The sequence below is a fragment of the Caballeronia novacaledonica genome (assembly GCF_900258035.1).
In the GTDB taxonomy this organism is placed as follows: Bacteria; Pseudomonadota; Gammaproteobacteria; order Burkholderiales; family Burkholderiaceae; genus Caballeronia; species Caballeronia novacaledonica.
This window is the reverse complement of record NZ_OGTP01000014.1, coordinates 77,695-101,078: the sequence shown is the minus strand read 5'-3', so window position 1 is coordinate 101,078 and position 23,384 is coordinate 77,695. Positions and strand designations below refer to the sequence as shown.

General features: G+C 64.3%; 20 protein-coding genes and 1 pseudogene. 10 read left to right on the top strand and 11 right to left on the bottom strand.

Annotated features, from left to right (window positions below; all coding sequences use genetic code 11):
* Positions 1-80: 80 nt before the first annotated feature.
* The 3 genes from NOV72_RS19850 to NOV72_RS19840 form a co-directional block, all read right to left on the bottom strand.
* On the bottom strand, positions 81-1,664 hold the full coding sequence (locus tag NOV72_RS19850) for a GMC family oxidoreductase (RefSeq protein WP_106856287.1): 1,584 nt from the start codon (positions 1,662-1,664) through the stop codon (positions 81-83).
* Between the two features lie 39 nt (positions 1,665-1,703).
* On the bottom strand, positions 1,704-2,348 hold the full coding sequence (locus tag NOV72_RS19845; RefSeq protein ID WP_106856286.1) for a twin-arginine translocation signal domain-containing protein: 645 nt from the start codon (positions 2,346-2,348) through the stop codon (positions 1,704-1,706).
* A gap of 61 nt (positions 2,349-2,409) precedes the next feature.
* Positions 2,410-2,808 carry a VOC family protein gene (locus tag NOV72_RS19840; protein WP_106856285.1) on the bottom strand — a complete coding sequence of 133 codons (399 nt, stop codon included), beginning with the start codon at positions 2,806-2,808 and terminating at the stop codon, positions 2,410-2,412.
* A 301-nt stretch (positions 2,809-3,109) separates the two neighbouring features.
* Between NOV72_RS19840 and NOV72_RS19835 the strand changes: the two genes are divergently transcribed.
* Genes NOV72_RS19835 through NOV72_RS19825 form a run of 3 tightly spaced genes read left to right on the top strand, consistent with a single transcriptional unit; the run spans position 3,110 to position 8,075 of the window.
* The gene (locus tag NOV72_RS19835; protein WP_106856355.1) at positions 3,110-4,396 is read left to right on the top strand and encodes an MFS transporter; all 1,287 of its coding nucleotides are present in this window, start codon (positions 3,110-3,112) and stop codon (positions 4,394-4,396) included.
* Between the two features lie 24 nt (positions 4,397-4,420).
* Positions 4,421-6,835, top strand: coding sequence for a glycoside hydrolase family 31 protein (locus NOV72_RS19830; RefSeq protein ID WP_106856284.1), 2,415 nt, complete (start codon positions 4,421-4,423; stop codon positions 6,833-6,835).
* A 49-nt stretch (positions 6,836-6,884) separates the two neighbouring features.
* Positions 6,885-8,075 carry a porin gene (locus tag NOV72_RS19825; RefSeq protein WP_106856283.1) on the top strand — a complete coding sequence of 397 codons (1,191 nt, stop codon included), beginning with the start codon at positions 6,885-6,887 and terminating at the stop codon, positions 8,073-8,075.
* Between the two features lie 24 nt (positions 8,076-8,099).
* Here the strand turns inward: NOV72_RS19825 and NOV72_RS19820 are convergent, their stop codons facing one another.
* Positions 8,100-9,662: a glycerol-3-phosphate dehydrogenase/oxidase gene (locus NOV72_RS19820; protein WP_106856282.1), complete on the bottom strand. Its 1,563-nt coding sequence runs from the start codon at positions 9,660-9,662 to the stop codon at positions 8,100-8,102.
* A gap of 1 nt (position 9,663) precedes the next feature.
* Positions 9,664-11,190, bottom strand: a complete 1,527-nt coding sequence (glpK, locus tag NOV72_RS19815; RefSeq protein ID WP_106856354.1) for a glycerol kinase GlpK — start codon at positions 11,188-11,190, stop codon at positions 9,664-9,666.
* 224 nt (positions 11,191-11,414) lie between these two features.
* On the opposite strand from glpK, the gene NOV72_RS19810 reads away from it, so the two are divergent.
* Positions 11,415-12,200, top strand: a complete 786-nt coding sequence (locus tag NOV72_RS19810) for a DeoR/GlpR family DNA-binding transcription regulator (protein ID WP_106856281.1) — start codon at positions 11,415-11,417, stop codon at positions 12,198-12,200.
* Here the strand turns inward: NOV72_RS19810 and NOV72_RS19805 are convergent.
* On the bottom strand, positions 12,197-12,664 hold the full coding sequence (locus tag NOV72_RS19805) for a cupin domain-containing protein (RefSeq protein WP_106856280.1): 468 nt from the start codon (positions 12,662-12,664) through the stop codon (positions 12,197-12,199). The two genes, NOV72_RS19810 and NOV72_RS19805, sit on opposite strands and share 4 nt — an antisense overlap.
* A gap of 7 nt (positions 12,665-12,671) precedes the next feature.
* Positions 12,672-12,905, bottom strand: a pseudogene (locus tag NOV72_RS19800) (SAM-dependent methyltransferase); the annotation flags it as partial.
* Between the two features lie 136 nt (positions 12,906-13,041).
* Between NOV72_RS19800 and NOV72_RS19795 the strand changes: the two are divergent.
* Positions 13,042-13,947, top strand: a complete 906-nt coding sequence (locus NOV72_RS19795; protein WP_106856279.1) for a DMT family transporter — start codon at positions 13,042-13,044, stop codon at positions 13,945-13,947.
* 5 nt (positions 13,948-13,952) lie between these two features.
* Here the strand turns inward: NOV72_RS19795 and NOV72_RS19790 are convergent, their stop codons facing one another.
* Positions 13,953-15,695 carry an IlvD/Edd family dehydratase gene (locus NOV72_RS19790; RefSeq protein ID WP_106856278.1) on the bottom strand — a complete coding sequence of 581 codons (1,743 nt, stop codon included), beginning with the start codon at positions 15,693-15,695 and terminating at the stop codon, positions 13,953-13,955.
* A 329-nt stretch (positions 15,696-16,024) separates the two neighbouring features.
* On the opposite strand from NOV72_RS19790, the gene NOV72_RS19785 reads away from it, so the two are divergent.
* From NOV72_RS19785 to NOV72_RS19765, 5 genes are all read left to right on the top strand, one after another.
* Complete coding sequence (locus NOV72_RS19785; protein WP_106856277.1) at positions 16,025-17,131, top strand: sugar ABC transporter substrate-binding protein; 1,107 nt, start codon at positions 16,025-16,027, stop codon at positions 17,129-17,131.
* Complete coding sequence (locus tag NOV72_RS19780; RefSeq protein WP_106856276.1) at positions 17,131-18,141, top strand: ABC transporter permease; 1,011 nt, start codon at positions 17,131-17,133, stop codon at positions 18,139-18,141. The genes NOV72_RS19785 and NOV72_RS19780 overlap by 1 nt, the downstream gene beginning before the upstream one ends.
* Positions 18,141-18,908 carry an ATP-binding cassette domain-containing protein gene (locus NOV72_RS19775; protein ID WP_106856275.1) on the top strand — a complete coding sequence of 256 codons (768 nt, stop codon included), beginning with the start codon at positions 18,141-18,143 and terminating at the stop codon, positions 18,906-18,908. Before NOV72_RS19780 ends, NOV72_RS19775 begins: the two co-directional genes overlap by 1 nt.
* Positions 18,909-18,927: 19 nt before the next feature.
* Positions 18,928-19,671: a FadR/GntR family transcriptional regulator gene (locus NOV72_RS19770; protein WP_106856274.1), complete on the top strand. Its 744-nt coding sequence runs from the start codon at positions 18,928-18,930 to the stop codon at positions 19,669-19,671.
* Positions 19,672-19,971: 300 nt separating this feature from the next.
* Positions 19,972-21,198: a glycoside hydrolase 5 family protein gene (locus NOV72_RS19765; RefSeq protein WP_245933098.1), complete on the top strand. Its 1,227-nt coding sequence runs from the start codon at positions 19,972-19,974 to the stop codon at positions 21,196-21,198.
* On the opposite strand, the gene NOV72_RS19760 is transcribed toward NOV72_RS19765, so the two are convergent.
* The 3 genes from NOV72_RS19760 to NOV72_RS19750 are packed head-to-tail and all read right to left on the bottom strand — an operon-like array spanning position 21,176 to position 23,378.
* Positions 21,176-21,511, bottom strand: a complete 336-nt coding sequence (locus NOV72_RS19760; protein ID WP_106856273.1) for a Rieske (2Fe-2S) protein — start codon at positions 21,509-21,511, stop codon at positions 21,176-21,178. The two genes, NOV72_RS19765 and NOV72_RS19760, sit on opposite strands and share 23 nt — an antisense overlap.
* Positions 21,508-22,326 (bottom strand): intradiol ring-cleavage dioxygenase, encoded by an 819-nt coding sequence (locus tag NOV72_RS19755; RefSeq protein WP_106856272.1) that lies wholly within the window; start codon positions 22,324-22,326, stop codon positions 21,508-21,510. Before NOV72_RS19755 ends, NOV72_RS19760 begins: the two co-directional genes overlap by 4 nt.
* The gene (locus tag NOV72_RS19750) at positions 22,323-23,378 is read right to left on the bottom strand and encodes a maleylacetate reductase (protein ID WP_106856271.1); all 1,056 of its coding nucleotides are present in this window, start codon (positions 23,376-23,378) and stop codon (positions 22,323-22,325) included. Before NOV72_RS19750 ends, NOV72_RS19755 begins: the two co-directional genes overlap by 4 nt.
* Between the last annotated feature and the right edge of the window lie 6 nt (positions 23,379-23,384).

Below are 23,384 nucleotides of genomic sequence, written 5' to 3'. Positions count from 1 at the left end.
CTCCAGAAAACGGGCCGCCGCGCTCGCGCACGACGGCCGACTGAACAAGCTACTCCGCTACGTCTTTGCCGGCAATTGCATCAAACCCTGCGCTGATTCATCTGCCCGGCGATGTAATCCGCCTGGCGAATTGCCAGCGTGACGATCGTGAGCGTCGGGTTTTCCGCGGCGCCTGTCGTGAACTGACTGCCATCGGAGATGAACAGGTTCGCCACTTCGTGCGTCTGGCCGTGCGCATTGCAGACGCCGTCGTCGGCTTTCGCGCTCATGCGGGCCGTGCCGAGATTGTGCGTCGACGGATACGGCGGCACGATATACGTCGCCTTCGCGCCCGCCGCTTCGTACACCGCGCTGCCCTGCTTGAATGCGTGCTCGCGCATCGCTTCGTCGTTCGGATGATCGTCGAAATGGACGTTCGGCACCGGCAGGCCGTACTGATCCTTCACGTTCGTATTGAGCGTGATGCGGTTCGATTCGCGCGGCATGTCCTCCCCGACGATCCACATGCCCGCCGTGTATTGATACTGATCCAGCGCAGCCGTGAAGTTCGGGCCCCACGCGCCCGGATCGAGAAACGCCGCGTAAAACGGCAATCCGAGCGAGATCGTCTCCATGTGATAGCCGCCCGCGAAGCCGCGCTTCGGATCGAACACCGCTTCATCTTCGATGATGCCGGCCATCGTCGTGCCCTTGAACATCTCGACCTTGTCGTTGAACACGCCGTAGACGGAACCGGTCGTGTGCCGCATGTAGTTGCGGCCCAACTGCCCGGAGCCGTTCGCGAGGCCGTCGGGGAATTTGCCCGACTGCGAGTTGAACAACAGACGCGGCGTTTCGATCGCGTTGCCCGCCACCGCGACGACGCGCGCCCGCTGCCGTTGCAGCTTGCCGTCCTTGTCGTAATAGACGACGCCCGTCGCCTTGCCGCGCGCATCGTGTTCGATCTTCACGACATGCGACTGCGGGCGCAGTTCCATATGGCCCGTCTGCTGCGCGTGCGGAATCTCCGTATAGAGCGTGGACCACTTCGCGCCCATGCGGCAGCCCTGAAAGCAGAAGCCGCGCTGGAAGCAGTGCGTGCGATCGTCACGCACGGTGCTGTTGATCGCCATATGGCCGGTGTTGCACTCCTTGTAGCCGACTTTCATCGCGCCCGCCGACATCACCTTGAAGTTGTTGTTGCCGGGCAGGCCGGGCAAGCCGTTGGTGCGCGTCACGCCCATCTTTTTTTCGGCGCGGTCGTAGTACGGATCGAGATCCGCGCGCGTCAACGGCCAGTCGAGCAGATTGGCATCCTTGATATCGCCGTACGTCGTCTTCGCCTTGAACTCGTACGGCCGGATGCGCAGGCTCGCGCCCGCCCAGTGGACGGTCGTGCCGCCCACCGTCTTGCAGATCCACGCCGGCAGGTTCGGAAAGTCCTTCGCGACGCGCCACGAACCGGACGTCGTGCGATTGTCGAGCCAGGAAAGCTGCTTGAACGCGTTCCACTCTTCCGTCGAAAAATCTTTCTGCGTGTGCATTGCGCCCGCTTCGAGCACGACCACGTCGATGCCTTTCTGCGCGAGTTCGTTCGCCAACGTTCCGCCGCCCGCGCCCGAACCGATGACCACCACGACGTGACCGTCGTTGTGCTTGAACTGCGTCTTGTTCTCTGCGTACATGATGTCTGTCTCCGTTTTCCGTCGGATCGCTCGATTGGATTAGCTGTCTTTCGGAATCGGGCCGCTGTCGGCCGCGGGCGGGTCGGGCAGCCAGGACAGATTGTCGAAGCCCTGATTGAGATAGCCGCCATCGCCGCGCGACGCGCCGTAGCCGAAGTGCGTATACGCCATCGCGTTGCTGTACAGCGAGACCACGGCGGTGCTGCGGACGGTGTTGAAGAACGGCGTGCCCGCGAGCGCGGCGACGTCCTGCGCCTTGTCGTTCGCGCCGCGCTTCGTCCAGTCGGAGCCGGCTTTCGCATCGAGTTGCGCGACGCCGTCGGCGAGTTGTTGACGCACTGCGGGATCGGCTTTCGCCTTGGCGTCGAGATCCTTGACGACGAGCGCGTAGACGGCGTCATCGAGCGTCGCGTGCGGATAGATCTGCCGGGTCACCTGCAGCAGCACTTCGCCCTGATGCGTGCTGAGCCCCTGCATTTCGAGCGCCCAGACGCGGCTCGGCGCAAGGCCCGCGAATATCGACGTCGCCGCGATCGTGCCGACCAGCACGCCGGTGCCGCGCAAAAATTCACGCCGCGTCAGTGCAATTTTCGGTGGGGCGGCGGCGATTTCATCGTGATCGTGAGGATGTCCACCGTCGTGCGCGCGCCGCTGCGCGACGATCGGAATGATCGTGTCTCGCATGTCTCTCTCCTTGTGGGGTGCAGCAACAACTTTTGTATGTGGTCCTGCCGTGCCGCCGTGACTACTCGTAGTGTCCGTGACGCTCGAGCACTTCGATCTTGTAGCCGTCCGGATCCTGAATGAAGAAATAACGTGCGATCAGCGAGCCGTCGTCGTTCTTGAACTCGCGCACGTCGTTGGGCGCAAGACCCAGTCCGATGAGCCGTTCGCGCTCCGCCTTCACATCCGGCACGCTCACCGCGACGTGGCCGTAGCCGTCGCCATGCGTGTAAGGCTCGGCGCGACCCTTGTTCCAGGTGAGTTCGAGTTCGGCGTGCGTTTCGTCGTTGCGCAGATAGGCAAGCGTGAAGTCCGGAAAGTCCAGCCGATGCGCGACGCCGAGATCGAAGGCCTTCCGATAGAAATCGAGCGAGCGATCCAGATCCTGCACGCGAATCATCGTGTGAATGAGTTTCGACATGGGCGTCTCCTCCTTGTGAGACAAGTGTAGGAAGCGGCGCGGGCAAAGGGTAATGGCCGGTTAAATCGGATGTAGGCGTTTCCCCGAAGCGCACGCAGGCGCCTTGCCGGGAATGCGCGCAAACGAACATTTGCAATCGCAAACGAAACTATTTGTCGCAAAGACGATAAATACTTTCGATAGTAGTACGATAAATGACGGTTTACGATGATTGATACTCGAATTCGATCATCGCGTTATCCGGCAAACGGGCACAGCGCGCCGCCGCTCTTCGCCCGCCAAGAACAACGGAGACTCAATCTTGAAAACAGTCATCGGCTTGCGCTGGTGGATCATCGCGCTCGTCTGCGCGGGCACGATCGTCAACTATCTTTCGCGCAACGCGCTCGGCGTCATGGCCGCCGAGCTGAAAACGCTCATGAACATGAGCACGCAGCAATACTCCTACGTCGTCGCCGCGTTCCAGGTCGGCTATACGATCATGCAGCCGGTGTGCGGACTCATCATCGACGTGATCGGGCTGCGGATCGGCTTCGCGCTTTTCGCGTGCCTCTGGTCGGCGACGGGCATCGCGCATGCGTTCGCCACGGGCTGGATGTCGCTCGCCGCGCTGCGCGGTCTGATGGGCCTGTCGGAGGCCGTCGCCATTCCGGCCGGCATGAAGGTCGTCGCGGAATGGTTTCCGAATCGCGAGAAGTCGGTCGCGGTGGGCTACTTCAACGCCGGCACGTCGCTCGGTTCGCTGCTCGCGCCGCCTCTCGTCGTCTTCCTTTCGCTGCGCTACGGCTGGCAAAGCGCGTTCGTCGTCACCGGCGCGATGGGCTTCGTCTGGGCCGCGTTCTGGTACTGGCTCTACCGCGCGCCGGGCGAGCATCCGCGCATCGGCGAGAAGGAACACAGCGCGATCGTCGACGGACAAACGCCGGTGGCGCACAGCTCGAACGGGAAGCGCCGTATCCGCGAAGTGCTCGGCACGCGCCGCTTCTGGGCGATCGCGCAGGCGCGCTTTTTCGCCGAGCCCGCGTGGCAGACCTTCAGCTTCTGGATTCCGCTCTATCTAGCCACCGAGCGCCACATGGATCTCAAGCACATCGCGATGTTCGCGTGGCTGCCGTTCCTCGCGGCCGATCTGGGCGGGCTGTTCGGCGGCTATCTGTCGCCGTTCCTGATGAAGCGCTTTCGCTTGCCGCTCGTCGCATCGCGCATCGCGGGCGTCGTGCTCGGCGCGTTCATGATGATCGGGCCGGCGTGCATCGGGCTCGTCGCGTCGCCGTATGAAGCCATCGCGCTGTTCTGCGTCGGCGGCTTCGCGCATCAGATGATCTCCGCGCTCGTCAACACACTGGCCGCCGATGTCTTCGAGCCTGGCGAAGTGGGCACCGCCGCCGGCTTCGCGGGCATGGCGGCGTGGATCGGCGGACTGGGCTTTTCGCTCGTGGTCGGCGCGCTCGCGGATTCGATCGGCTACACGCCGCTGTTCGCCGCGCTCGGCGCATTCGACCTGATCGGCGCGGCGCTGCTCGTCGTGCTGATGCGCGACGTGAAGGGCGACGCGAATCCGGGCGCAACGGCGCATCGGGCCGCCTGAGACCGAACCAACCGGAGCTACCTCATGGGCAATTTGAAGAATCGTCCGCGTTTCGCGGTATCGGAACAGGCGGGCCAACGCGTCGTGCTGAGTTCCGCCGATGGATCGCGCATCGAACTGTTCGTCCTCGCCGACGACATCATCCGCGTTCTGGTGCTGCCGCACGGCGAACTGCGCGGCCCGCGCACGTGGGCGATCGCGCCCGGGCAGGACGACGTGCCGCTCGAAGGACGCGACCGCCGCGATACGAGCGGCTTCGCGCCCGTGCCGTTCACAGTGTCGGACGATGCCGGTCGTGTCGCCGTCGAAACCGCGCAAATCCGCGTGACGGTCGCGCTCGACGGCGGTTTCTGTGCGTGGCAGATCCGGCGCGGCGGGCGCTGGCACGACGCGATGAACGATCGCAGGACGCAGGCATACAACTTCGGCTGGTGGGACGAGCGCGTCTATCACTACGTCGAGCGCAAGCCGGGCGAGATGGTGATCGGTCTCGGCGAGCGCGCGGGCTCGCTGGATCGCACGAATCAGAGCTTCGAAATGCGCAACGTCGATGCCATGGGCTACAGCGCCCGCACGACGGACCCGCTCTACAAGCACATTCCGTTTTACGTGACGTGGCAGCCGCAAACGTCCACAGGCTTCGGCCTCTTCTACGACACGCTCGCCGATTGCCGCTTCGACATGGGCCGCGAGCTCGACAACTATCACGGGCACTATCGGCACTTCATCGCGGAGCATGGCGATCTCGACTATTACTTCATCGCGTCGCCGGATACGCCGCTCAACGCCGTGCGCCGCTTCACGTGGCTGACGGGCCGGCCCGCGTGGATGCCGAAGTGGGGCCTCGGCTACTCCGGCTCGACGATGAGCTACACCGACGCGCCCGATGCGCAGGCGCGCATGAGCGAATTCATCGAACGATGCCGCGAGCACGACATCCTGTGCGACTCGTTTCATCTGTCGTCGGGCTATACGTCGATAGGCGGCAAGCGCTACGTGTTCAACTGGAATCGCGACAAGTTCCCCGACATTGACGGCTTCGTCGCGAGCTATCTGCGCGAAGGCGTGCGCCTGTGCCCGAACATCAAGCCCTGTCTGCTGCAGGATCATCCGCTGTTCGAATCCGCCGCCGCTGCCGGGCTGCTGATCGAAGCCCGCGACGGCGAGCCGGCATGGGTGCAGTTCTGGGACGAACTGGGCGCCTATCTCGACTTCACGAATCCGCAGACCATCGATTGGTGGAAGACGCGCGTGAAGGACAGCCTGCTGCGCCACGGCATGGCCGCGACGTGGAACGACAACAACGAATTCGAGATCTGGAGCCCCGACGCAATCGCGCGCGGCTTCGGCGAGGCGTTCCCGGCGCGCGAGGCCAAGGTTCTGCAGACGCAACTGATGATGCGCGCGTCGCGCGACGCGCAGCGCGAACATGCGCCCGGCGAGCGGCCCTTTCTCGTGTCGCGTTCGGGCGGCGTCGGCATGCATCGCTATGTGCAGACGTGGTCCGGCGACAACTACACGTCGTGGGAAACGCTGCGGTTCAATCTGAAGATGGGCCTCGGTCTCGCGATGTCGGGCGTGTCGAACAGCGGGCACGACATCGGCGGGTTTGCGGGCCCGGCGCCGGGGCCCGAGCTGCTGTCGCGCTGGGTCGCGTTCGGCATCTTCCTGCCGCGCTTTTCGATTCACTCATGGAACGACGACGGCACGGTCAACGAACCCTGGATGTATCCCGAGACCACGGAAGTCGTCGCCGGGCTGATCAAGTTGCGCTACCGGCTCATTCCGTACCTGTACGAACTGCTGTGGCAATCGCATCGGGCCTATGAACCGGTTTTGCGGCCGATGTTCGCGGAGTTTCCGAACGATCCGCTCTGCCTCGCCGATGGCGACGACATGATGGTCGGCTCGTCGCTGCTCGTCGCGCCCGTCGTGGACGCGGATCGCACCGCGCGTGACGTTTATCTGCCCGCGGGCGCGCGCTGGGCGTCGTACTGGAGCGGTGAAATCTTCGACGGCGGTCAGAGCGTGACCCTGCCCGCGCCGCACGATCGCCCGGTCATGCTGATTCGCGAGGGTCACGTGATTCCGCTGAATATCGCGGAACAGCACTTCGCGCGTCCAGCCGATGAACGCGCGTTCATCGCCTTGCCTTGCGCGGGTGCCGGCGTCGCGCGGGGCGAATGCATCGAAGACGACGGCCACAGCGAGGCCTGGCGCGACGGCGTGCAAGGAAAATGGCGCATCGTCATCGAGAGCGACGCGCGGTGCCTGCGCATCGCGATCGAACGTGACGGCCAGATGCCGCGCGTGCAGAACGAAGTCCGCGTGAGCGTGCCCGCAGCCGACGCACGAAGCGTGACCTGCACGACGGGCGAACTGACCGGCGAGCGCATCGCTGACGGCTGGCGTCACCTCACCCTGCGCCTCGCGCGCTGACTCGATCCACCCGGATCGCCCATCGAAGCTAGAAGGAAAACAACGAGCAATGAAGTCTTTGAATCGCGTCCGGACGCGCGCAGGCGTCCTCATGTCCGTTCCCTTTGCGGCCGCGGCGTTGTGCGGCACGGCGTCGGCGCAAAACAGCGTCACGTTGTATGGCGTCGTCGATAACGCATTCGCGTATGCAAGCAATCAGCGCGGGCATTCGAACATCTATATGAGCCAGGGAAATCTGCAAGCCAGCAAGTTCGGCTTTCTCGGCGCGGAAGACCTCGGCGGCGGCACCCGGGCCATCTTCCGTCTCGAAAGCGGCGTCAATTCGTTGACGGGCGCGCAGGCCAGCGCAGGAACGATCTTCAACCGGCAAGCCTATGTGGGCCTGAGCAACGACCGCTACGGCACGCTGACATTCGGCCGCCAGTACACGCCCTACTTCAGCATGGTCGGCGCGCTCGGGCCGACCGGCGTGCTGACCGGCGCGACCGGCGCGCATCCCGGCGACGTCGATGCGCTCGACACCACGCTGCGCTTCAACAACGCGGTGACGTATGCTTCGCCGGTCATCGCGGGGCTCGCGTTCAGCGCGCAATACGGTCTCGGCGGCGTGCCGGGCAGCATCGCGGACGGCAGCAATTTCAGCGCCGCGCTGCGCTACGACTACAAGCCGGTGGCGCTCGCGGCGGGCTACGTCAAGCTGAAGGACATCGCGACGAGCCCCGCGCTCGGCACCTTCGCGATCAATTCGCCGGTGAACAACGGCTATGCGAGCGCGCAGAGCGCCCAACTGATTGCGGCCGCCGCGCGCTACACGTACAACGATCTCATGCTCGGCCTCAACTATTCCAACGTGCAGTACGCGCCGGGCTCGCATTCGCTGTTCGCCGATGAAGCGGTCTTCAACAGCTACGGCGTCATCGCAACTTACCGGTTCACGCCGGCGGTCAATGTCGCGGCGGGCTACGGCTACACGCGCGCGAGCAAGGCGAACGGCATCGCCGATCCGGCGCAATATCATCAGGTTTCGTTCGAAGAGACGTACAGCCTGTCGGCGCGGACCACCTTCTATGCGTTGCAGGCGTATCAGCGCGCGCGCGGCAAATCGCTCGTCGCGTCGGGCGCGGCGGGCGGTCTGGCTATCGCAAACACGGTGGCGGTCGTCGGCGATTCGCAGAATACGTCGCCTTCGTCGGGACCGTCGCAGTTCGTCGCGATGGTGGGCGTCCGGCACGCGTTCTGATCGGACGCCCGGCAAGCCGAACGGTTACGACAACATCCAGGTTCGCGCGAAGTCGTTGAAACGCGCGACCTCTTCGGAGCGCCAGCGCGCGCTCTGTCCCAGCTCTTCCGCCATGATTCTGGCGACTTCCGGCGCGGCGTCGCGGGCGGCGGCGGCATCGAGAAACAGCGCGCGGTTGCGCCGCGCCAGCACATCCTCGACACCGCGCGCGAGTTCCGCCCGAACCGCGAAGCGCGTCTGCGCCTCGGTCAGCCCGCTGGCCTTCACCAGCACGTTTTGCGCGCCCGGCAAACGCTCGATCAAGGCGGCATCGGAACCGTACTGGCCGTGCTGCTCCGCCGTCGCGCCGTGCAGCGGCAGCGAGGCCGTCCGGCAAGGCGCATCCGGCAACAGCCGCTTCGCGACGGCGAGATCGATAACTTGTTGCGCCATCAGACGATACGTCGTCCACTTGCCGCCCGTCACGGTAATCATGCCCGTTGCGTTCATTTCGATCGTATGTTCGCGCGAGAGCGCCGCCGTCGATGCCTGCGCGCCGGCTTTCACGAGCGGACGAAGCCCCGCCCAGACGCTCAGGACGTCGTCGCGCGTGGGCTTCACCGACAGATAATCCGACGCCGTCGCCAGAATGAAGTCGATGTCCTCGTCGCTTGCGCGCGGGTCGAGCGGCAAGTCCTGACGCGGCGTATCGGTCGTGCCGACGATCGTGTGGCCGTGCCACGGCACCATGAACAGTACGCGGCCGTCTTTCGTCTTCGGCACGAGAATCGCGTCGTTGCTTTGCAGGAAGCGGCCCGGCAAGGTCAGGTGCACGCCCTGGCTCGGCGCGACGATCGGGCGCGCGCCGGGTTCGGCCATCGCGCGGATCGAGTCGACCCAGACGCCCGTCGCGTTGATGAGGCAGCGCGCGCCGACGGTAAGGTTGTCGCCCGTTTCGGCGTCCGTCACCAGCAGCCGATGATGCCCCGCCGCGCGATCGAAGCCGACGCCGCTCACAGCGGCATTGTTCAGCGCGACGCCGCCGAGGTCGAACAGCGTGCGCATCAGCGCGATGGCGAGACGGGCGTCGTCGAACTGTCCGTCGCAGTAGAGCGTGCCGCCGCGCAGCGCGTGGCCGCCGAGGCTTTCGGCGAGCATCGGCGATTTCGCGCGCGTTTCCGCGAGGCCCAGGCTTCGGCTCGCGCCGAGGTTCAACGAGCCCGCGAGCCAGTCGTACATTTTCAGTCCCGCGCCGTAGATCAGCTTGTCTCCGAAGCGATACGCCGGAACGACGAACCCGAGCGCATGCACGAGATGCGGCGCGTTGCGCGCGAGCAGGCCGCGCTCGCGCAGCGCCTCGCGAACGAGCGGAATGTTGCCTTGCGCGAGATAGCGCACGCCGCCATGAACGAGCTTGGTGGCCTTGCTCGACGTGCCTTTGGCGAAGTCGCGCGCCTCCAGCAGCAAGGTCCGGTAACCGCGCGATGCCGCGTCGACGGCCGTGCCGAGGCCGCTTGCGCCGCCGCCGATCACGACGACATCGAAGAGCGGCGTCTTGTCCAGTTCGCGCAGGAGCGATGCGCGGTCGGAAGGAGTTATGGCTTGCATGTCAGGCAGTAACGCAGGTGGATTGAGCGGCGGGCGATTCCCAGCCGCGGGCGCGCTCGATCGCGCGGTGCCAGCGTTCGATGTGCGCTGCGCGCGCGTGCGCGGGCATCGCGGGTTCGAAGCGATGCGCGGCCGGCCATGCGCGCGTGATTTCGTCGAGACCCGACCAGAAGCCGGAGCCGAGCCCCGCGAGACAGGCGGCGCCCAACGCGGTGGTTTCGGTGACGGCCGGACGCACGACGGGCCTGTCGAGCAGATCGGCCTGAATCTGCATCAACAAGTCGTTTTGCGACGCGCCGCCGTCCGCGCGAAGCTCGCTCACGGCGATGCCCGCATCGGCTTCCATCGCGGTGAGGACATCGACGGTCTGGAGCGCGATGGCTTCGAGCGCCGCCCGCGCGATATGCGCGCGCGTCGTGCCGCGTGTCATGCCGAGCAGCGTGCCGCGTGCATACGGATCCCAATACGGCGCGCCGAGTCCGGCGAAAGCCGGCGCGAGCACGACGCCTTCGCTCAATTCGCATTGCGCCGCCAGCGCGCCGATCGCCTGCGCACTCTCGATGATGCCGAGACCATCGCGCAGCCATTGAACGATCGCGCCGCCCATGAAGACCGCGCCTTCCAGCGCGTACGTGAGACGGCCGTCGAGCTGCCAGCCGATCGTCGTCAGAAGACGATGCCTCGATGCGACGGGCTGCGCGCCCGTGTTCATCAGCATGAAAAGACCGGTGCCGTACGTGTTCTTCACGAGACCGGGCTCGACGCATCCCTGGCCGAAGGTCGCGGCCTGCTGATCGCCGGCGACGCCCGTGATCGGAATGGCCGCGCCGAACAACGCGGCATCCGTGTGCGCGATGACGCCGCTCGACGGCACCACCTCGGGCAGCACGGCGCGCGGGATATCGAAGAGCGCGAGCAGTTCGTCGTCCCAGCGGCATGCGTGAATATCGAAGAGCGCGGTACGCGCGGCATTCGATATGTCCGTCACGTGGGCGCGGCGCCCGCTCAGATTCCAGACGAGCCAGCTATCGACGGTGCCGAACCCCAGTTCGCCGCGGCGCGCGCGCGCCCGTACATCCGGCGCGCTGTCGAGCAGCCACGCGAGCTTGGTCGCGGAAAAATACGGGTCGATGCGCAAACCCGTCTTGCGCTCGATGAGCGTCTGCGCGCCGCTCTCGATCAATCGCGCGCAGTGCGGAGCGGTGCGCCGGTCCTGCCATACGATGGCCGGCCCGATGGGCGCGCCCGTGCGCCGGTCCCACAGGAGCGTCGTCTCGCGCTGGTTCGCAATGCCGATCGCCGCGATCTCCGAGCCTCGCGCGCCGGCCTTTCGCACGGTTTCCAGCGCGACGTCGAGCTGCGATCGCCAGATATCGGATGGATCGTGCGCGACCCAGCCGGGCTGCGGATAATGCTGCGCGAATTCGCGTTGAGCACTCGCGGCGACACCACCCGAGCGGTCGAAAAGCAGCGCGCGGGAACTGGTCGTTCCCTGGTCGAGCGCGAGAATGAAACGTTGCTGGCTCATGCCGCCAACTCCAGACAGCCGGTTTTGGTTTATGTTCGAAAACGAATAATAATATTCGTTTTCAATCATCCTAACACCGGACGCAGGTGGCGGAAAGCCGGTTACGGACACACTTTTACGTCTCCCGTCAGACCTCTGAGTGGGCTTTTGACAGGACGGTGTGTATTTCGTCGTACACTCGCCCATCCGACAGTTTTCATTTTTTTGCGATTGCGCGCAGCCCGATGACATCCGATCAAGCACTCAACGGCAGGCAGCGGGCGCTGCTCGACCGTGTCGCCCGCGATGGCTTCGCGACCATCGACGACCTCGCGGCACAATTCCAGGTCACGCCGCAAACCATCCGGCGCGACGTGAACTGGCTGTCCGACCAGAATCTGCTGCGCCGCTATCATGGCGGCGCGAGCGCGCTGACGAGTTCGGAGAACACCGCCTACACGGCGCGCCAGCACATGTATCTCGAAGAAAAACGGCGCATCGCCAAGCTCGTCGCATCCGAAATCCCGAATCAGGCGACGCTCTTCATCAACCTCGGCACGACGACCGAGGAAGTCGCCCGCGCGCTGCGTCAACACACGGGTTTGCGCGTCATCACGAACAACCTCAACGTGGCGAACATTCTCGCGGACGAGTCGGACGCCGAGTTGCTGGTCGCGGGCGGAAAGGTGCGCGCGCGCGACAAGGGCGTGGTCGGCGAGCAGGCGGTCGACTTCATCCGGATGTTCAAGGTGGACTTCGGGATCATCGGCATTTCGAGCATCGAGGCGGATGGCACGCTGCGCGACTTCGACATCGCCGAGGTGCGCGTGGCGCAGGCGATCGTCGAGCAGTCGCGCACCGTGTTTCTCGTGGCCGATCATTCGAAGTTCGGCCGCGCCGCGCTCGTCAAGCTCGGGCATCTCAGTCAGATCGATGCGCTCTTCACCGATTCCCCGCCGCCCGAATGGATGGCCGAGAGCCTCGCCGCCTCGGATGTCGCCGTGCGCGTGGCGGAACCAGATCGCGACTAGACGTTCGTCGAATCGATCGGCGAGCCGTCCTTGTGGACGAAGCGGCCATCGGCGTTGGCGCTCATCATGTCGATGTCGGAACAGGTCGTGAGGTCCTCATACACGCGGCTGCCGACTTCCAGATACACGGCGACCTTGTCCGAACGGTTGATCATGTGGTGGCCGTTCCCCGTTCCCTTCGGAAACGCTGCGCAATCGCCCGCGCGCAAAGTCGTTTCGCCTTCGTCCTCGATCAGCACCAGTTCGCCTTCAAGCACATGGACGAACTCGTCCTCGTGCGAATGCCAGTGACGCTGGCTCGACCATCCGCCCGGCGGCAGACGCATCAGATTCACGCCGAAATCGCCGAGACCGCCCGCGTCGCCGAGACGCTGACGAGTGCGATCGGCGCACGGCGCATCGAACGGCGGCGGATATCCCGAGCCTTTTATCTTGGGCACGGCGGCGAGGTCGATCTTGGGCATGGCGAGCCTATGTGTTGGCGATCAGCAGTTCTTCGGCATTGTTCGGCGGACGCAGGCCATCGGTTCTGTTCGTGAAGTATCGACGGGTGAGATCTGCCGCCGAAACATGCTGCGCGTCCTTGAAGCCCGTATCGCGCGCCAGAGCCTGAATCTGCGGCGGCGTGAAGAAGCTGACGAACGGCGTGCCGCTCGCACGCGCGCCCTTCTCCGCCATCCTTTCTGCTGCCGCTCGAACTCGCGGACCTCGACGTGCGTCCGGCTCTGGAGAGCCGGAGATCGCACGCTACAGATGAAAGCAGAATGTCTCACAGTTCGTGCGCGTCGTCTCGAACACTACAATCGGTACTTTCGTTGCACACGAACACAAGGACGCGAACATGGCGCAAGCGCCGCGCATCGACACGCGTAACGAACGCCGCTGGCTCACCGTCGGCGGACCCGTTCTCTTTCTGCTGCTCTGGTCCGCGGGTTTTCCCATTGCGAAGACCGGCCTGCACTACGCCTCGCCGCTGACGTTTCTATCGATACGCTTCGCGTTGAGCGTCGGCGTGCTGCTCGCCGTGTGCGCGTTCAGGCGTCCGCAGTGGCCGCGCGGCGCGCGCGCGTGGCTGCATCTCGGCGTTGTCGGCTTTCTCGTGCAGGTGATGTACTTCGGGCTCAGCTATCTGTCGATGACAGCGGGCATCGCGACATCCGTGCTCGCGTTGATCGTCTCCTTGCAGCCGATTCTCGTCGGCGTGCTCGCGCCGAAGTTCGTCGGCGAGCGAATCGGCGTGCGGCGCTGGATCGGCTTGCTGCTCGGTCTCGCGGGCGCGGCGGGCGTGATCGTCGCACGCGGGCCGCTGCATGCGGATGCGCTCGGGCCGGTGCTGCTCGCAGTCGGCGCGCTCATCGGCATCACGGGCGCGATGCTCTACGAAAAACGGCTCGGCACGGCGCAAGATCCGATCACGTCGAACCTCGTGCAGTACAGCGTCGGCTTCGTGTTCTGCGCGCCGATGGCGCTCGGCTTCGAGCACACGCAAGTGCAATGGACGCCCACGTTCATCGCAACGCTCGCTTATCTCGTGATCGGCAATTCGCTGATCGCGATCACGCTGCTGCTCGCGATGACGCGCGCGGGCAAGGTATCGCAAGTGGCGTCGCTGTTCTTCTTCATCCCGCCCGCGGCCGCGGTGCTGTCCTACTTCTTCCTCGGCGAAGTGTTGCCGGCGGCCGCATGGTGGGCGATGGGCGTCGCCGTGCTCGGCGTCGCGATTGCTACATGGACGCCGCGCAAGTGACGCGCTCAGTGCGAATGCTTCGGCACTTCCGCGCCACGGCAGCCGACGAGAAAGTCGAAGTCGCAACCTTCATCGGCTTGCAACACGTGCTCCACATACAGCTTGCGATAGCCCGTGCGATCCTCGGGAATCTCGCTCTTCGCCGCTAGCCACGCATCGAGGCGCGTGCGGATTTCCTCGTCGTCGATATCGATGCGCAGCAGGCCCTTGTCGCAATCGAGCTCGATCCAGTCGCCGTCGCGCACGATCGCGAGCGGCCCGCCCGCGCGCGCCTCGGGTGCGACGTGCAGCACCACCGTGCCATACGCCGTGCCGCTCATGCGCGCATCCGATACGCGCACCATGTCCGTCACGCCTTGCGCCAGCAGCTTCGGCGGCAGGCCCATGTTGCCGACCTCGGCCATGCCCGGATAGCCCTTCGGGCCGCAGTTCTTCATCACGAGCACGGAGTCCGCCGTGACATCGAGATCGGGATCGGCGATACGCCGCTTGTAGTCGTCGAAGTTCTCGAAGACGACCGCGCGGCCGCGATGCTTCAGCAGCGCGGGCGTCGCCGCCGATGGCTTCAGCACCGCGCCGTTCGGCGCGAGATTGCCGCGCAGCACGCACAATCCGCCATCCGCGACGAGCGGCTTCTCGATCGGGCGAATCACTTCGTCGTTGTAAAGCGGCGCTTCCTTCACGTTCTCCCAGAGCGTGTGGCCGTTCGCGGTGAGCGCATCCGGATGCGGAATCAGGTTCGCTTCGCCGAGACGCCGCAAGACTGCAGGCAAACCACCCGCGTAATAAAACTCTTCCATCAGGAAGCGGCCCGACGGCTGCAGGTCGACGAGCGTCGGCGTGCCGCGGCCGATGCGCGTCCAGTCGTCGAGTTCGAGCTTCACGCCGATGCGCCCCGCAATCGCCTTCAGATGAATCGCCGCATTCGTCGAACCGCCGATCGCCGCGTTTGCGCGAATCGCATTCTCGAACGCCTCGCGCGTGAGCAGCTTCGAAAGACGCAAGTCTTCCAGGGCCATCTCGACGATGCGCATGCCCGACAGATGCGCGAGCACATAGCGCCGCGAATCGACGGCCGGGATCGCCGCGTTGTGCGGCAGCGTGACGCCGAGCGCTTCGGCCATGCAGGCCATCGTCGATGCGGTGCCCATCGTGTTGCAGGTGCCCGTGGAACGCGACATGCCCGCTTCCGCCGACATGAATTCGTGGATCGAAATCTTGCCCGCCTTGACCTGCTCGCTCAATTGCCACACGACGGTGCCCGAGCCGATGTCGCGGCCTTCGTGCTTGCCGTTGAGCATCGGGCCGCCGGAGACGACGATCGCGGGCACGTCGCAACTCGCCGCGCCCATCAGCAGCGCGGGCGTCGTCTTGTCGCAGCCGACGAGCAGCACGACCGCATCGACGGGATTGCCGCGTATCGCTTCCTCGACGTCCATGCTCGCGAGATTGCGCGTGAACATCGCGGTAGGCCGCAGGTTCGATTCGCCGTTCGAGAACACCGGAAACTCGACGGGAAATCCGCCCGCTTCATACACGCCGCGCTTCACGTGTTCGGCGAGCTTGCGAAAGTGCGAATTGCACGGCGTTAGTTCGGACCACGTATTACATATGCCGATGACCGGCTTGCCCGCGAACTCGTGATCCGGAATGCCCTGGTTTTTCATCCAGCTCCGGTACATGAAGCCGTTCTTGTCGGCGGTGCCGAACCACGCGGCCGAGCGGAGCTTGGTTTTGGGGGCGCTCATGGCTGTGCTCACTCTGCAAGAAAGTCCTATAAATAGCATGACTATATCGAGGACATGCACCGGGAAAACGCTAATCGAAACGTCAAAACACTCTGCATATAGTTTGTCTATTGAAGTCGGCGCGCGGACTTTGCAGTTCCCAATTACTAGTTCAAATACGCCGCGCTTTCGAATCGCCCTCTCGCACACTGTTCGCATCGTCGTCCGCAACGCTCACGTCTTTCATTCATGAAAGCCGCGTGCGGACGACGTGCCGTGAAACCCAGTATCTGAACGTGATCGACGATGAGTCGACCCATCGACCAACGAAGAAGAGAACGGAGGAACACATGGCGCAAGATCGGGATGACGACGCAAAAGACAGCAAGCTCATCAGTGCGGGCCGGCGCGGCATCATGCAGGGCGCGGGACTCGGCGCGGCGCTGTCGCTCCTGGGCGGCGTGGCCGGCGGCGGCGGGCTGATCTCGACCGCGCAGGCGGCCGAAGCGGCGTTCCCGCAGCACAAGAAATGGAAGATCGTGTTCGTCAATCATGTGACGACGAATCCGTTCTTCGTGCCTACGCAGTACGGCATTCAGGACGCGTGCTCCATGTTCGGCATGGACTATCAGTGGACCGGCTCGGCCACGTCCGACGCGGGCGAAATGGTGCGCGCGGTGAACTCGGCGATCGCCGCGAAAGCCGACGCGATCGCCGTGCCTATCGTCGATCCGAACGCATTCGACAAGCCCATCCAGGCCGCGCTCGACGCCGGCATTCCCGTCTTCGCTTACAACGCCGACGCGCCGCGCGGCAAGAGCAATCCGCGCCTCGCGTATATCGGTCAGGACCTGTATTTGTCGGGTTATCAGATGGGCGAGCGCATCGCGAGCATGATCGACAGCGGCATGGTCGCGCTCTTCATCGCGACGCCGGGGCAATTGAACATCCAGCCGCGTCTCGACGGCGCGAGCGATGCGATCAAGAAGTCAGGCAAGAAGATCGACATTCAAACCGTGGCGACAGGCGCGACCGTCAACGAAGAGCTTTCGAAGATCAAGTCGTTCTATCTCGGCCATCAGGACCTGAAAGGCATGTTCGCCGTCGATGCGGGCAGCACGCAGGGCGTCGCGCAGGTGATGAAGGAATCGAACCTGCCGTCGAAGGGCGTGCATGGCGGCGGCTTCGATCTGTTGCCGCAGACCATTCAGCTCATTCACGAAGGCTTCCTCGATTTCACCATCGACCAGCAGCCCTACGTGCAGGGCTTTTATACCGTGATGGAGGCGTTCGTGTTCCTCGCCTCGGGCGGGCTCGTCGGGCCGGCGAACATCAACACGGGTCTCAAGTTCGTGACGAAGGACACGGTCGAGCCTTATCTGAACACCTCGACGCGTTATGAAGGCAAGACCACCAAGCCGCAAATCGTGCCGATGAAAGGCGCGATCAAGTCCTGATGAACACAGTGAACGAACCTCGTAAAGCAACCACGCCCGCGCAAATGAGCAGTCCGCGCGGTGCGTGGGCGTCGCATTGGGCGCCCGAGTTGCGCATCCTGCTCGTCGCCGCGCTGCTCGCGGCGTATTTCCAGTTCGTCAATCACGACTTCCTGCTGAGCAACGCGAGCCTCGTCAATCTCTCGCAGTATGTCGCGCCGGTGGCGATCATCGCGTTCGGCGAGATCATGTTGATGATCGGCGGCGACATCGATCTGTCGGCGGGCATGGTGTTCGCGTTCGCGCCGTTCATGATGGTCTTCGCGAACGAGGCGGGCGCGCCGATGTGGCTCGCGGTGATCGCGGGGCTCGTCGCGGCCTCGATCATCGGCTTCGTCAACGGAGCGGTGACGGTCTATTTGCGTCTGCCCTCCTTCGTGACGACGCTCGGCACGCTCTTTCTGATCAACGGCATCACGTTGACGCTTTCGCGCGGCACGCCCGCCGCGACGCCCGGCTCGCCGGAATTCGCCGCCGTCATGGGCGCGTGGGGCTATAGCGAGATCATCTGGACCGTGGCGATCGCGTTCGTCATGCACGTGTTGTTGCGGCATACGCGCTGGGGTCTGCATACGCAGGCGGCGGGCGCGAATGCGCTCGGGGCGAGCGAGGCCGGCATCCACGTGAACCGGCTGCGGCTCGGTAACTTCGTGATCGCCGCCGTGCTCGCGGGCTTCACGGGCATTCTCGAAAGCTTTCGCATCACGTCGATCGATCCGCAAGCGGGCGGCAATCAGATCATGTTCCTCGCGGTCGCCGCGGCCGTGATCGGCGGCACGCCGTTGACGGGCGGCTCGGGCACGATCGTCGGCGGTTTGCTCGGCGCGGCGGTGCTCGGCATTCTGAGCGACGGCTTCACGCTCATCGGCATCAATGCGTTCACGTTCAACATCATTCTCGGAGCCGCGATTCTCGCCGCGATGATCTTCAACATTCACGTCGGGCGCATCCGCCGCAAGGGAGCACGGTGATGAACGATCTCGCACTGCGCGGCGATAACCTCGTCAAGCGCTTCGGCGCGGTCACCGCGCTCGACGGCGTATCGCTCACGCTCGGCAAGGGCGAAATCCTCGGCATTCTCGGCGACAACGGCGCGGGCAAGTCCACGCTCGTCAAGATACTCACGGGCTTTCATCAGCAGACGAGCGGCGCGCTGCACGTACACGGCGAAGAGACGTTGCTCAAGTCGGTCGATCATGCGCGCGCGCTCGGCATCGAATGCGTGTATCAGGATCTCGCGCTCGCGAATTCGCTGTCGATCTACCACAACATGTTCCTCAATCGCGAGATCGTGCGGCGAGGACCATTTCGTCTCGTCGATCACAAGCAGATGCGCGAGCGTGCGGCGCAATGCCTCGAGGATATCGGCGTGCACGTGCCTTCCGTCGACCTGCCCGTCGAGCGATTGTCGGGCGGCCAGCGTCAGGCCATCGCCGTCGCGCGCGCGGTGCATTCGAACGCGAAGATTCTGCTCCTCGACGAACCGCTCGCCGCGATGGGCGCGCGCGAGGCCGCGCTCATCATCGATCTCGTGATGCGCCTGAAAGAGAAAGGCGGCCTCTCGATCATCATGATCATGCACAACTATGCGCAGACGCTCGATATCGCGGATCGCATCATGTTGATGCAGCGCGGACGCGTGACGTACGAGCAGCGCAGCGCGAATACGTCGGTCGCGGAGTTGATGGATATCGTGAGGCGGGAATATCGGGCGATGCGCGCGACGACCGCAAGCTAGACATCGCGCAGGCCGCATCATGGATTACCGCAACCCCAAGCAACGCAAGAGCATGCACGGACGCATCGTGCAGGAGCTCGGCATGCAGATCGTGAGCGGGCGCATCAGGCCGGGCGAGCGTCTTCCCGCCGAGCCCACGCTGTGCGAAAGCTACGGCGTGAGCCGGCCTGTGCTGCGCGAGGCGACGCGCGTGCTCGTTGCGAAAGGACTCGTCGTATCGAAGCCGCGCGTGGGCAGCGTCGTGCGCGCACGCGACGAGTGGCACATGCTCGACCCCGATGTGCTCGTCTGGACCATCAACCATCTTCCCGAAGGCGAGTTCTTCCGCTCGCTGATGACGGTGCGCCAGATCATCGAGCCGGCCGCTGCGGCGCTCGCGGCCATTTCCGCCACGGACGAGGACATCGCGCACATTGCCGTCGCCTATGAACGGATGGAAGGTGCGCAAACCGCGGAAGATCTGCTCGAACCGGATCTGGCGTTTCATCGCGCGATCATGACGGCGACGCACAACGACATGCTCTCGTATATCGGCAACATGCTGTCGCTCGCGCTCAGCGAATCGATCAAGTTGACGAGCCGTCATCCGAACACGCACGCGCTGTCGCTGCCGCGTCACAAGGCGATCTTCACCGCAATCGCGAACCGCGACGCGCTCGCGGCGCGTCAGGCGAGCGTCGTGCAACTCGACAACGCACGCGCCGATGCCACGTCGATCCTGGGCGGCTCACCGCTCGAAGCGGATCGGCCGCATTCGGGGTAAGAATTCCCGATCGCGTATCGTCGCAACGTTTGCTTTGCGCGAAACGCGTTCAAGTCTCGTCCATCCCCGCCGTAAACCCTATTGAGACCGGTTTCGGCGCGGTCTTTCCTTCGCCCCTGCTTCCGGCAGCGCCCTTCTCCGGGCGGCTCATCGGGGCTGACAGACGAGCATTCCACTCATTTCGCGCCTGACGCGGGATGAAGGTCCGTCATCGGTCCGTCCGTCTTCGCCCGGACGACTCGCGGAACGTGCGCCTACTTCGTGGACACGAATATCTACCAGTTAGTAGTGCGTATGTACATGACGAACTTCAATCTATGCAAAGCCGTCACGTTCGCGGTCGCGGCGAGCGTGCTGCTTGCCGCATGCGGCGGCGGTGGCGGCGGTGGCGACAGCGCCGCTTCATCCTCGGACGCCTCGCGTAGCGGCAGTGCAACCGCGACCGCGACCGCGACCGCAACCGCCTCCGCATCCGCATCCGCCGTGCCCGTCCCGGCAACGGATATTCCGGCCTCGGGCACGGAAACGACGAACATCACGACGAATTCTTCATCGACGAATCCGGGCAGCACCGCCGGCGACACCACGACGCCGCTGCCATCCGTCCGGCCCTTCTACGGCGTGAACGGCCACAATAACGAGGGCGGCGCCTACGATATCTCCAGCCCCGCGTTGCAGCTTTCGCAATTGCAGGACCTGGGCGTGAAGCTGTATCGCAACGAGGTATATAGCCAGGGCACCGCGAACAAGCTCGCGGGCATCGCTCAAACGATGGCGGCCGGGGGCATCACCGTGTATCCGGTGATGCTCATGAGCATCGATACGTTCAACGACGAAACCGAAGCGTACGATGTGGGCTTCGCGCTCGGACAGCAGACGGCGACCTCGCGCCGCTACCCATACTACGAAGTCACCAACGAGATGGAAGCGCAATTGCTCATCGGCAATGTCGATGGCATCTATCCGCAGCAATTCGATATCGTGAAGTTCCGAATCCTGCGCGGCGTGATTCGCGGGATGATCGCGGGCATCAAGTCGGTGGACACGTCCGGCAAGATCGTCATGGGCGGCGGCACGTGGCTGCACTACGGCTTTCAACAGATGCTCGCGGCGGGCATGGAGCCCGATGGCACCGTCGGGCATCCTGTCGTCGACTGGGACATCACCGCGTGGCACTGGTACTCGGAACAGGGCGATATCACCAACGCGTGCGGCGGCACCGGCTGTCATGACGTGCTCGCCGACCTCAAGGCGCTCGGCAAGCCGATCTGGATCAACGAGTTCGGCGTGCGCCCGAACTACGGCACCGATCAGCAGATCGCCGCGTATCTCGTCGGCAATCGCATGATGGCGCAGTTCGTCGCGCTTGCATCGACATACGATATCGAATCGATTCAGGCCTACGAGCTCTATGACGACGATCCCGTGCACGGCGAAGGCGCATACGGTCTCCTGAAGTTCGACGGCTTCACGCCGAAGCCCGCTTACACCGCGTTCAAGAATTTCATCGCCGCGCATCCGATGTAAGCACGTCTTCCGCGACCAGCACGACGCCATTTTCGATGCGGATCGGAATGCGCCTGAGGCTCGCGCCGAGACACGGACCATCGACGCACACGCCGTCCTCGAAGCGAAACATCGCGCTGTGATGGGCGCACATCAGCAGTCCGCCTTCGTAGGTCCAGAACGCATCCGGCTCGTAGTTGAGCGGTATCGAGAAGTGCGGGCAGACGTTGCGATACGCCCACGCTTCGCCGCCACGGCGCAGCACGAGAACCGACGGCGCGGCTTCGAGGCCGCCGCCGTCGGGCACGTCGTCGAGCGAACAGATCGCGTTCACGCTCGCGCCTTCGCGATCAGCGTGAAATCGCGCGCGACTTCATATCCGCCCTCTTTCGGCGCGTACTCGACGACGAGCGAAGGCTTTACGCCGAACACCGCATCGGAGTTCACGTAAGGATCGTCGGAAGAATAGAGCGCGGTCGTGAGCGACTCGTAGCCCGGCGCGTCGATACGAAAGTGGATATGCGCGGGACGCATCGGGTGACGACCGGTCGCGACGAGCAACCGTCCAACGGGGCCATCGGTCGGAATGGGATAGCTCGTCGGCTTGATCGAATGAAACGCGTACGCGCCGTTCGCGTTCGTGCGAAAGCGGCCGCGCAGATTGCCTTCGGGCTGGTCCGGGTCCTGTCCTTCATACATGCCGTTCGGCGCGGTCTGCCACACTTCGATCAATGCATCGGCGACGGGCCTTCCGTTCGTATCGCTGACGGTGCCATGAAAGAACACCGGTTCGCCGTCGCTTTGCGCGATGTTCGCACCGAACGCCGATTCCTTCACGCCATCGCGATAGAACGGGCCGAGCAGGCTGCTTTCGGTCGCAGCGTCATCGTGATGCTGATTGATGTCGTCGAGAACGATCGAAAGACCCAGCGTATCCGACAGCAGAATGAACTCCTGGCGAATGCCGTCGCACTTCTTTCCCGTGGCCGTGAGGAAGTCGATGCCTTGCCGCCACTCGTCGTGCGTGAGGTTCACTTCGCGCGCGAACGCGTGCAGATGGCGCACGAGCGCGGTGACGATTTCCTTCGTGCGTGCATCGGCGCACCGGCTGAAGGCTTCGGTGACGTTTTGCGTCAGTGACTCGTTCATGGTCGTCGTCCTTCGTAGGCCGCTTCCAGCAACGCGCGCAACGGCGCGCGTTCGATCGGTCGAGGGTTCCAGTATGGGCTTTTCAATGCGACATCGACGGCGATATCGATATCGCTTTCCTTCATGCCGATGTCTTTCAACGCCGTCGGCGCACCGTTCGCGCGCGCGAGTTCGAACGTGCCCTGGGCGGCATCGTCCGAGGCGAGCGCGCGAGCGATGCGCTTCATTGCATCGGGCGCGGCATCGCGGTTATAGGCGAGCGCATGCGGCAACACGATGGTATGCGTCTCCGCGTGCGGCAGATTGAACGTGCCGCCGAGCGTATGACACAGCTTGTGATGCAGCGACATGCCGACGCTGCCCAGCACCGCGCCGCACAGCCACGCACCATAGAGGCAATCGCTGCGGGCATCGAGATCGTCCGGCTTTGCAACCACCTTGCCGATGCCTTGCGCGAGCGCGCGAATGCCTTCTTCGGCCATCAGGCTCACGACGGGATTCGCGTCCTGCGCATAAAGCCCTTCGGCGGCGTGCGCAATCGCGTTGATGCCGCTCGTCACCGAAAGCGAAGCGGGCAGCGAGACCGTGAGTTGCGGATCGTAGATCACGGTCTTCGGCAACACGCGCATGTCGCGGCCGGTCTTCTTCAGGCCGGCTTCGGTGAGACCGTAGATGGGCGTCATCTCCGAGCCCGCGTACGTGGTCGGCACGGCGAGTATCGGCAGCGACGATGTCAACGCAATTGCCTTGCCTAAGCCTGTCGTCGAGCCGCCGCCGATGGCGATCGCGCAATCCGCGCCGATACGCGCCGCATACTCGCGAGCCTCGCGCGCCGTTTCGACCGGCACGTGCATCACCGCTTGCGCGAACACGCCGGCCGCGCGCGGGCCGATGCGTTCGGCGAGCGCTTCGGCCTGATCGCGCTGCGGCGGCGTCGAAAGGATGAGCGCGCGCTGTGCGCCCAGCAGTTCGATCTCGCGTTCGAGATGTTCGATGCTCCCCGCGCCGAACACCACGCGCGACGGCATGCCCTGATAGATGAACGATTGCATGATTCC

Coding starts and splice junctions, on each gene's coding strand:
- NOV72_RS19795 (WP_106856279.1), top strand. CDS start 13,042: ATGGCGCAAGCGCCGCGCATCGACACGCGTAACGAACGCCGCTGGCTC.
- NOV72_RS19850 (WP_106856287.1), bottom strand. CDS start 1,664: ATGTACGCAGAGAACAAGACGCAGTTCAAGCACAACGACGGTCACGTC.
- NOV72_RS19785 (WP_106856277.1), top strand. CDS start 16,025: ATGGCGCAAGATCGGGATGACGACGCAAAAGACAGCAAGCTCATCAGT.
- NOV72_RS19770 (WP_106856274.1), top strand. CDS start 18,928: ATGGATTACCGCAACCCCAAGCAACGCAAGAGCATGCACGGACGCATC.
- NOV72_RS19790 (WP_106856278.1), bottom strand. CDS start 15,695: ATGAGCGCCCCCAAAACCAAGCTCCGCTCGGCCGCGTGGTTCGGCACC.
- NOV72_RS19810 (WP_106856281.1), top strand. CDS start 11,415: ATGACATCCGATCAAGCACTCAACGGCAGGCAGCGGGCGCTGCTCGAC.
- glpK (WP_106856354.1), bottom strand. CDS start 11,190: ATGAGCCAGCAACGTTTCATTCTCGCGCTCGACCAGGGAACGACCAGT.
- NOV72_RS19765 (WP_245933098.1), top strand. CDS start 19,972: ATGACGAACTTCAATCTATGCAAAGCCGTCACGTTCGCGGTCGCGGCG.
- NOV72_RS19825 (WP_106856283.1), top strand. CDS start 6,885: ATGAAGTCTTTGAATCGCGTCCGGACGCGCGCAGGCGTCCTCATGTCC.
- NOV72_RS19840 (WP_106856285.1), bottom strand. CDS start 2,808: ATGTCGAAACTCATTCACACGATGATTCGCGTGCAGGATCTGGATCGC.
- NOV72_RS19845 (WP_106856286.1), bottom strand. CDS start 2,348: ATGCGAGACACGATCATTCCGATCGTCGCGCAGCGGCGCGCGCACGAC.
- NOV72_RS19755 (WP_106856272.1), bottom strand. CDS start 22,326: ATGAACGAGTCACTGACGCAAAACGTCACCGAAGCCTTCAGCCGGTGC.
- NOV72_RS19805 (WP_106856280.1), bottom strand. CDS start 12,664: ATGCCCAAGATCGACCTCGCCGCCGTGCCCAAGATAAAAGGCTCGGGA.
- NOV72_RS19830 (WP_106856284.1), top strand. CDS start 4,421: ATGGGCAATTTGAAGAATCGTCCGCGTTTCGCGGTATCGGAACAGGCG.
- NOV72_RS19780 (WP_106856276.1), top strand. CDS start 17,131: ATGAACACAGTGAACGAACCTCGTAAAGCAACCACGCCCGCGCAAATG.
- NOV72_RS19750 (WP_106856271.1), bottom strand. CDS start 23,378: ATGCAATCGTTCATCTATCAGGGCATGCCGTCGCGCGTGGTGTTCGGC.
- NOV72_RS19775 (WP_106856275.1), top strand. CDS start 18,141: ATGAACGATCTCGCACTGCGCGGCGATAACCTCGTCAAGCGCTTCGGC.
- NOV72_RS19820 (WP_106856282.1), bottom strand. CDS start 9,662: ATGCAAGCCATAACTCCTTCCGACCGCGCATCGCTCCTGCGCGAACTG.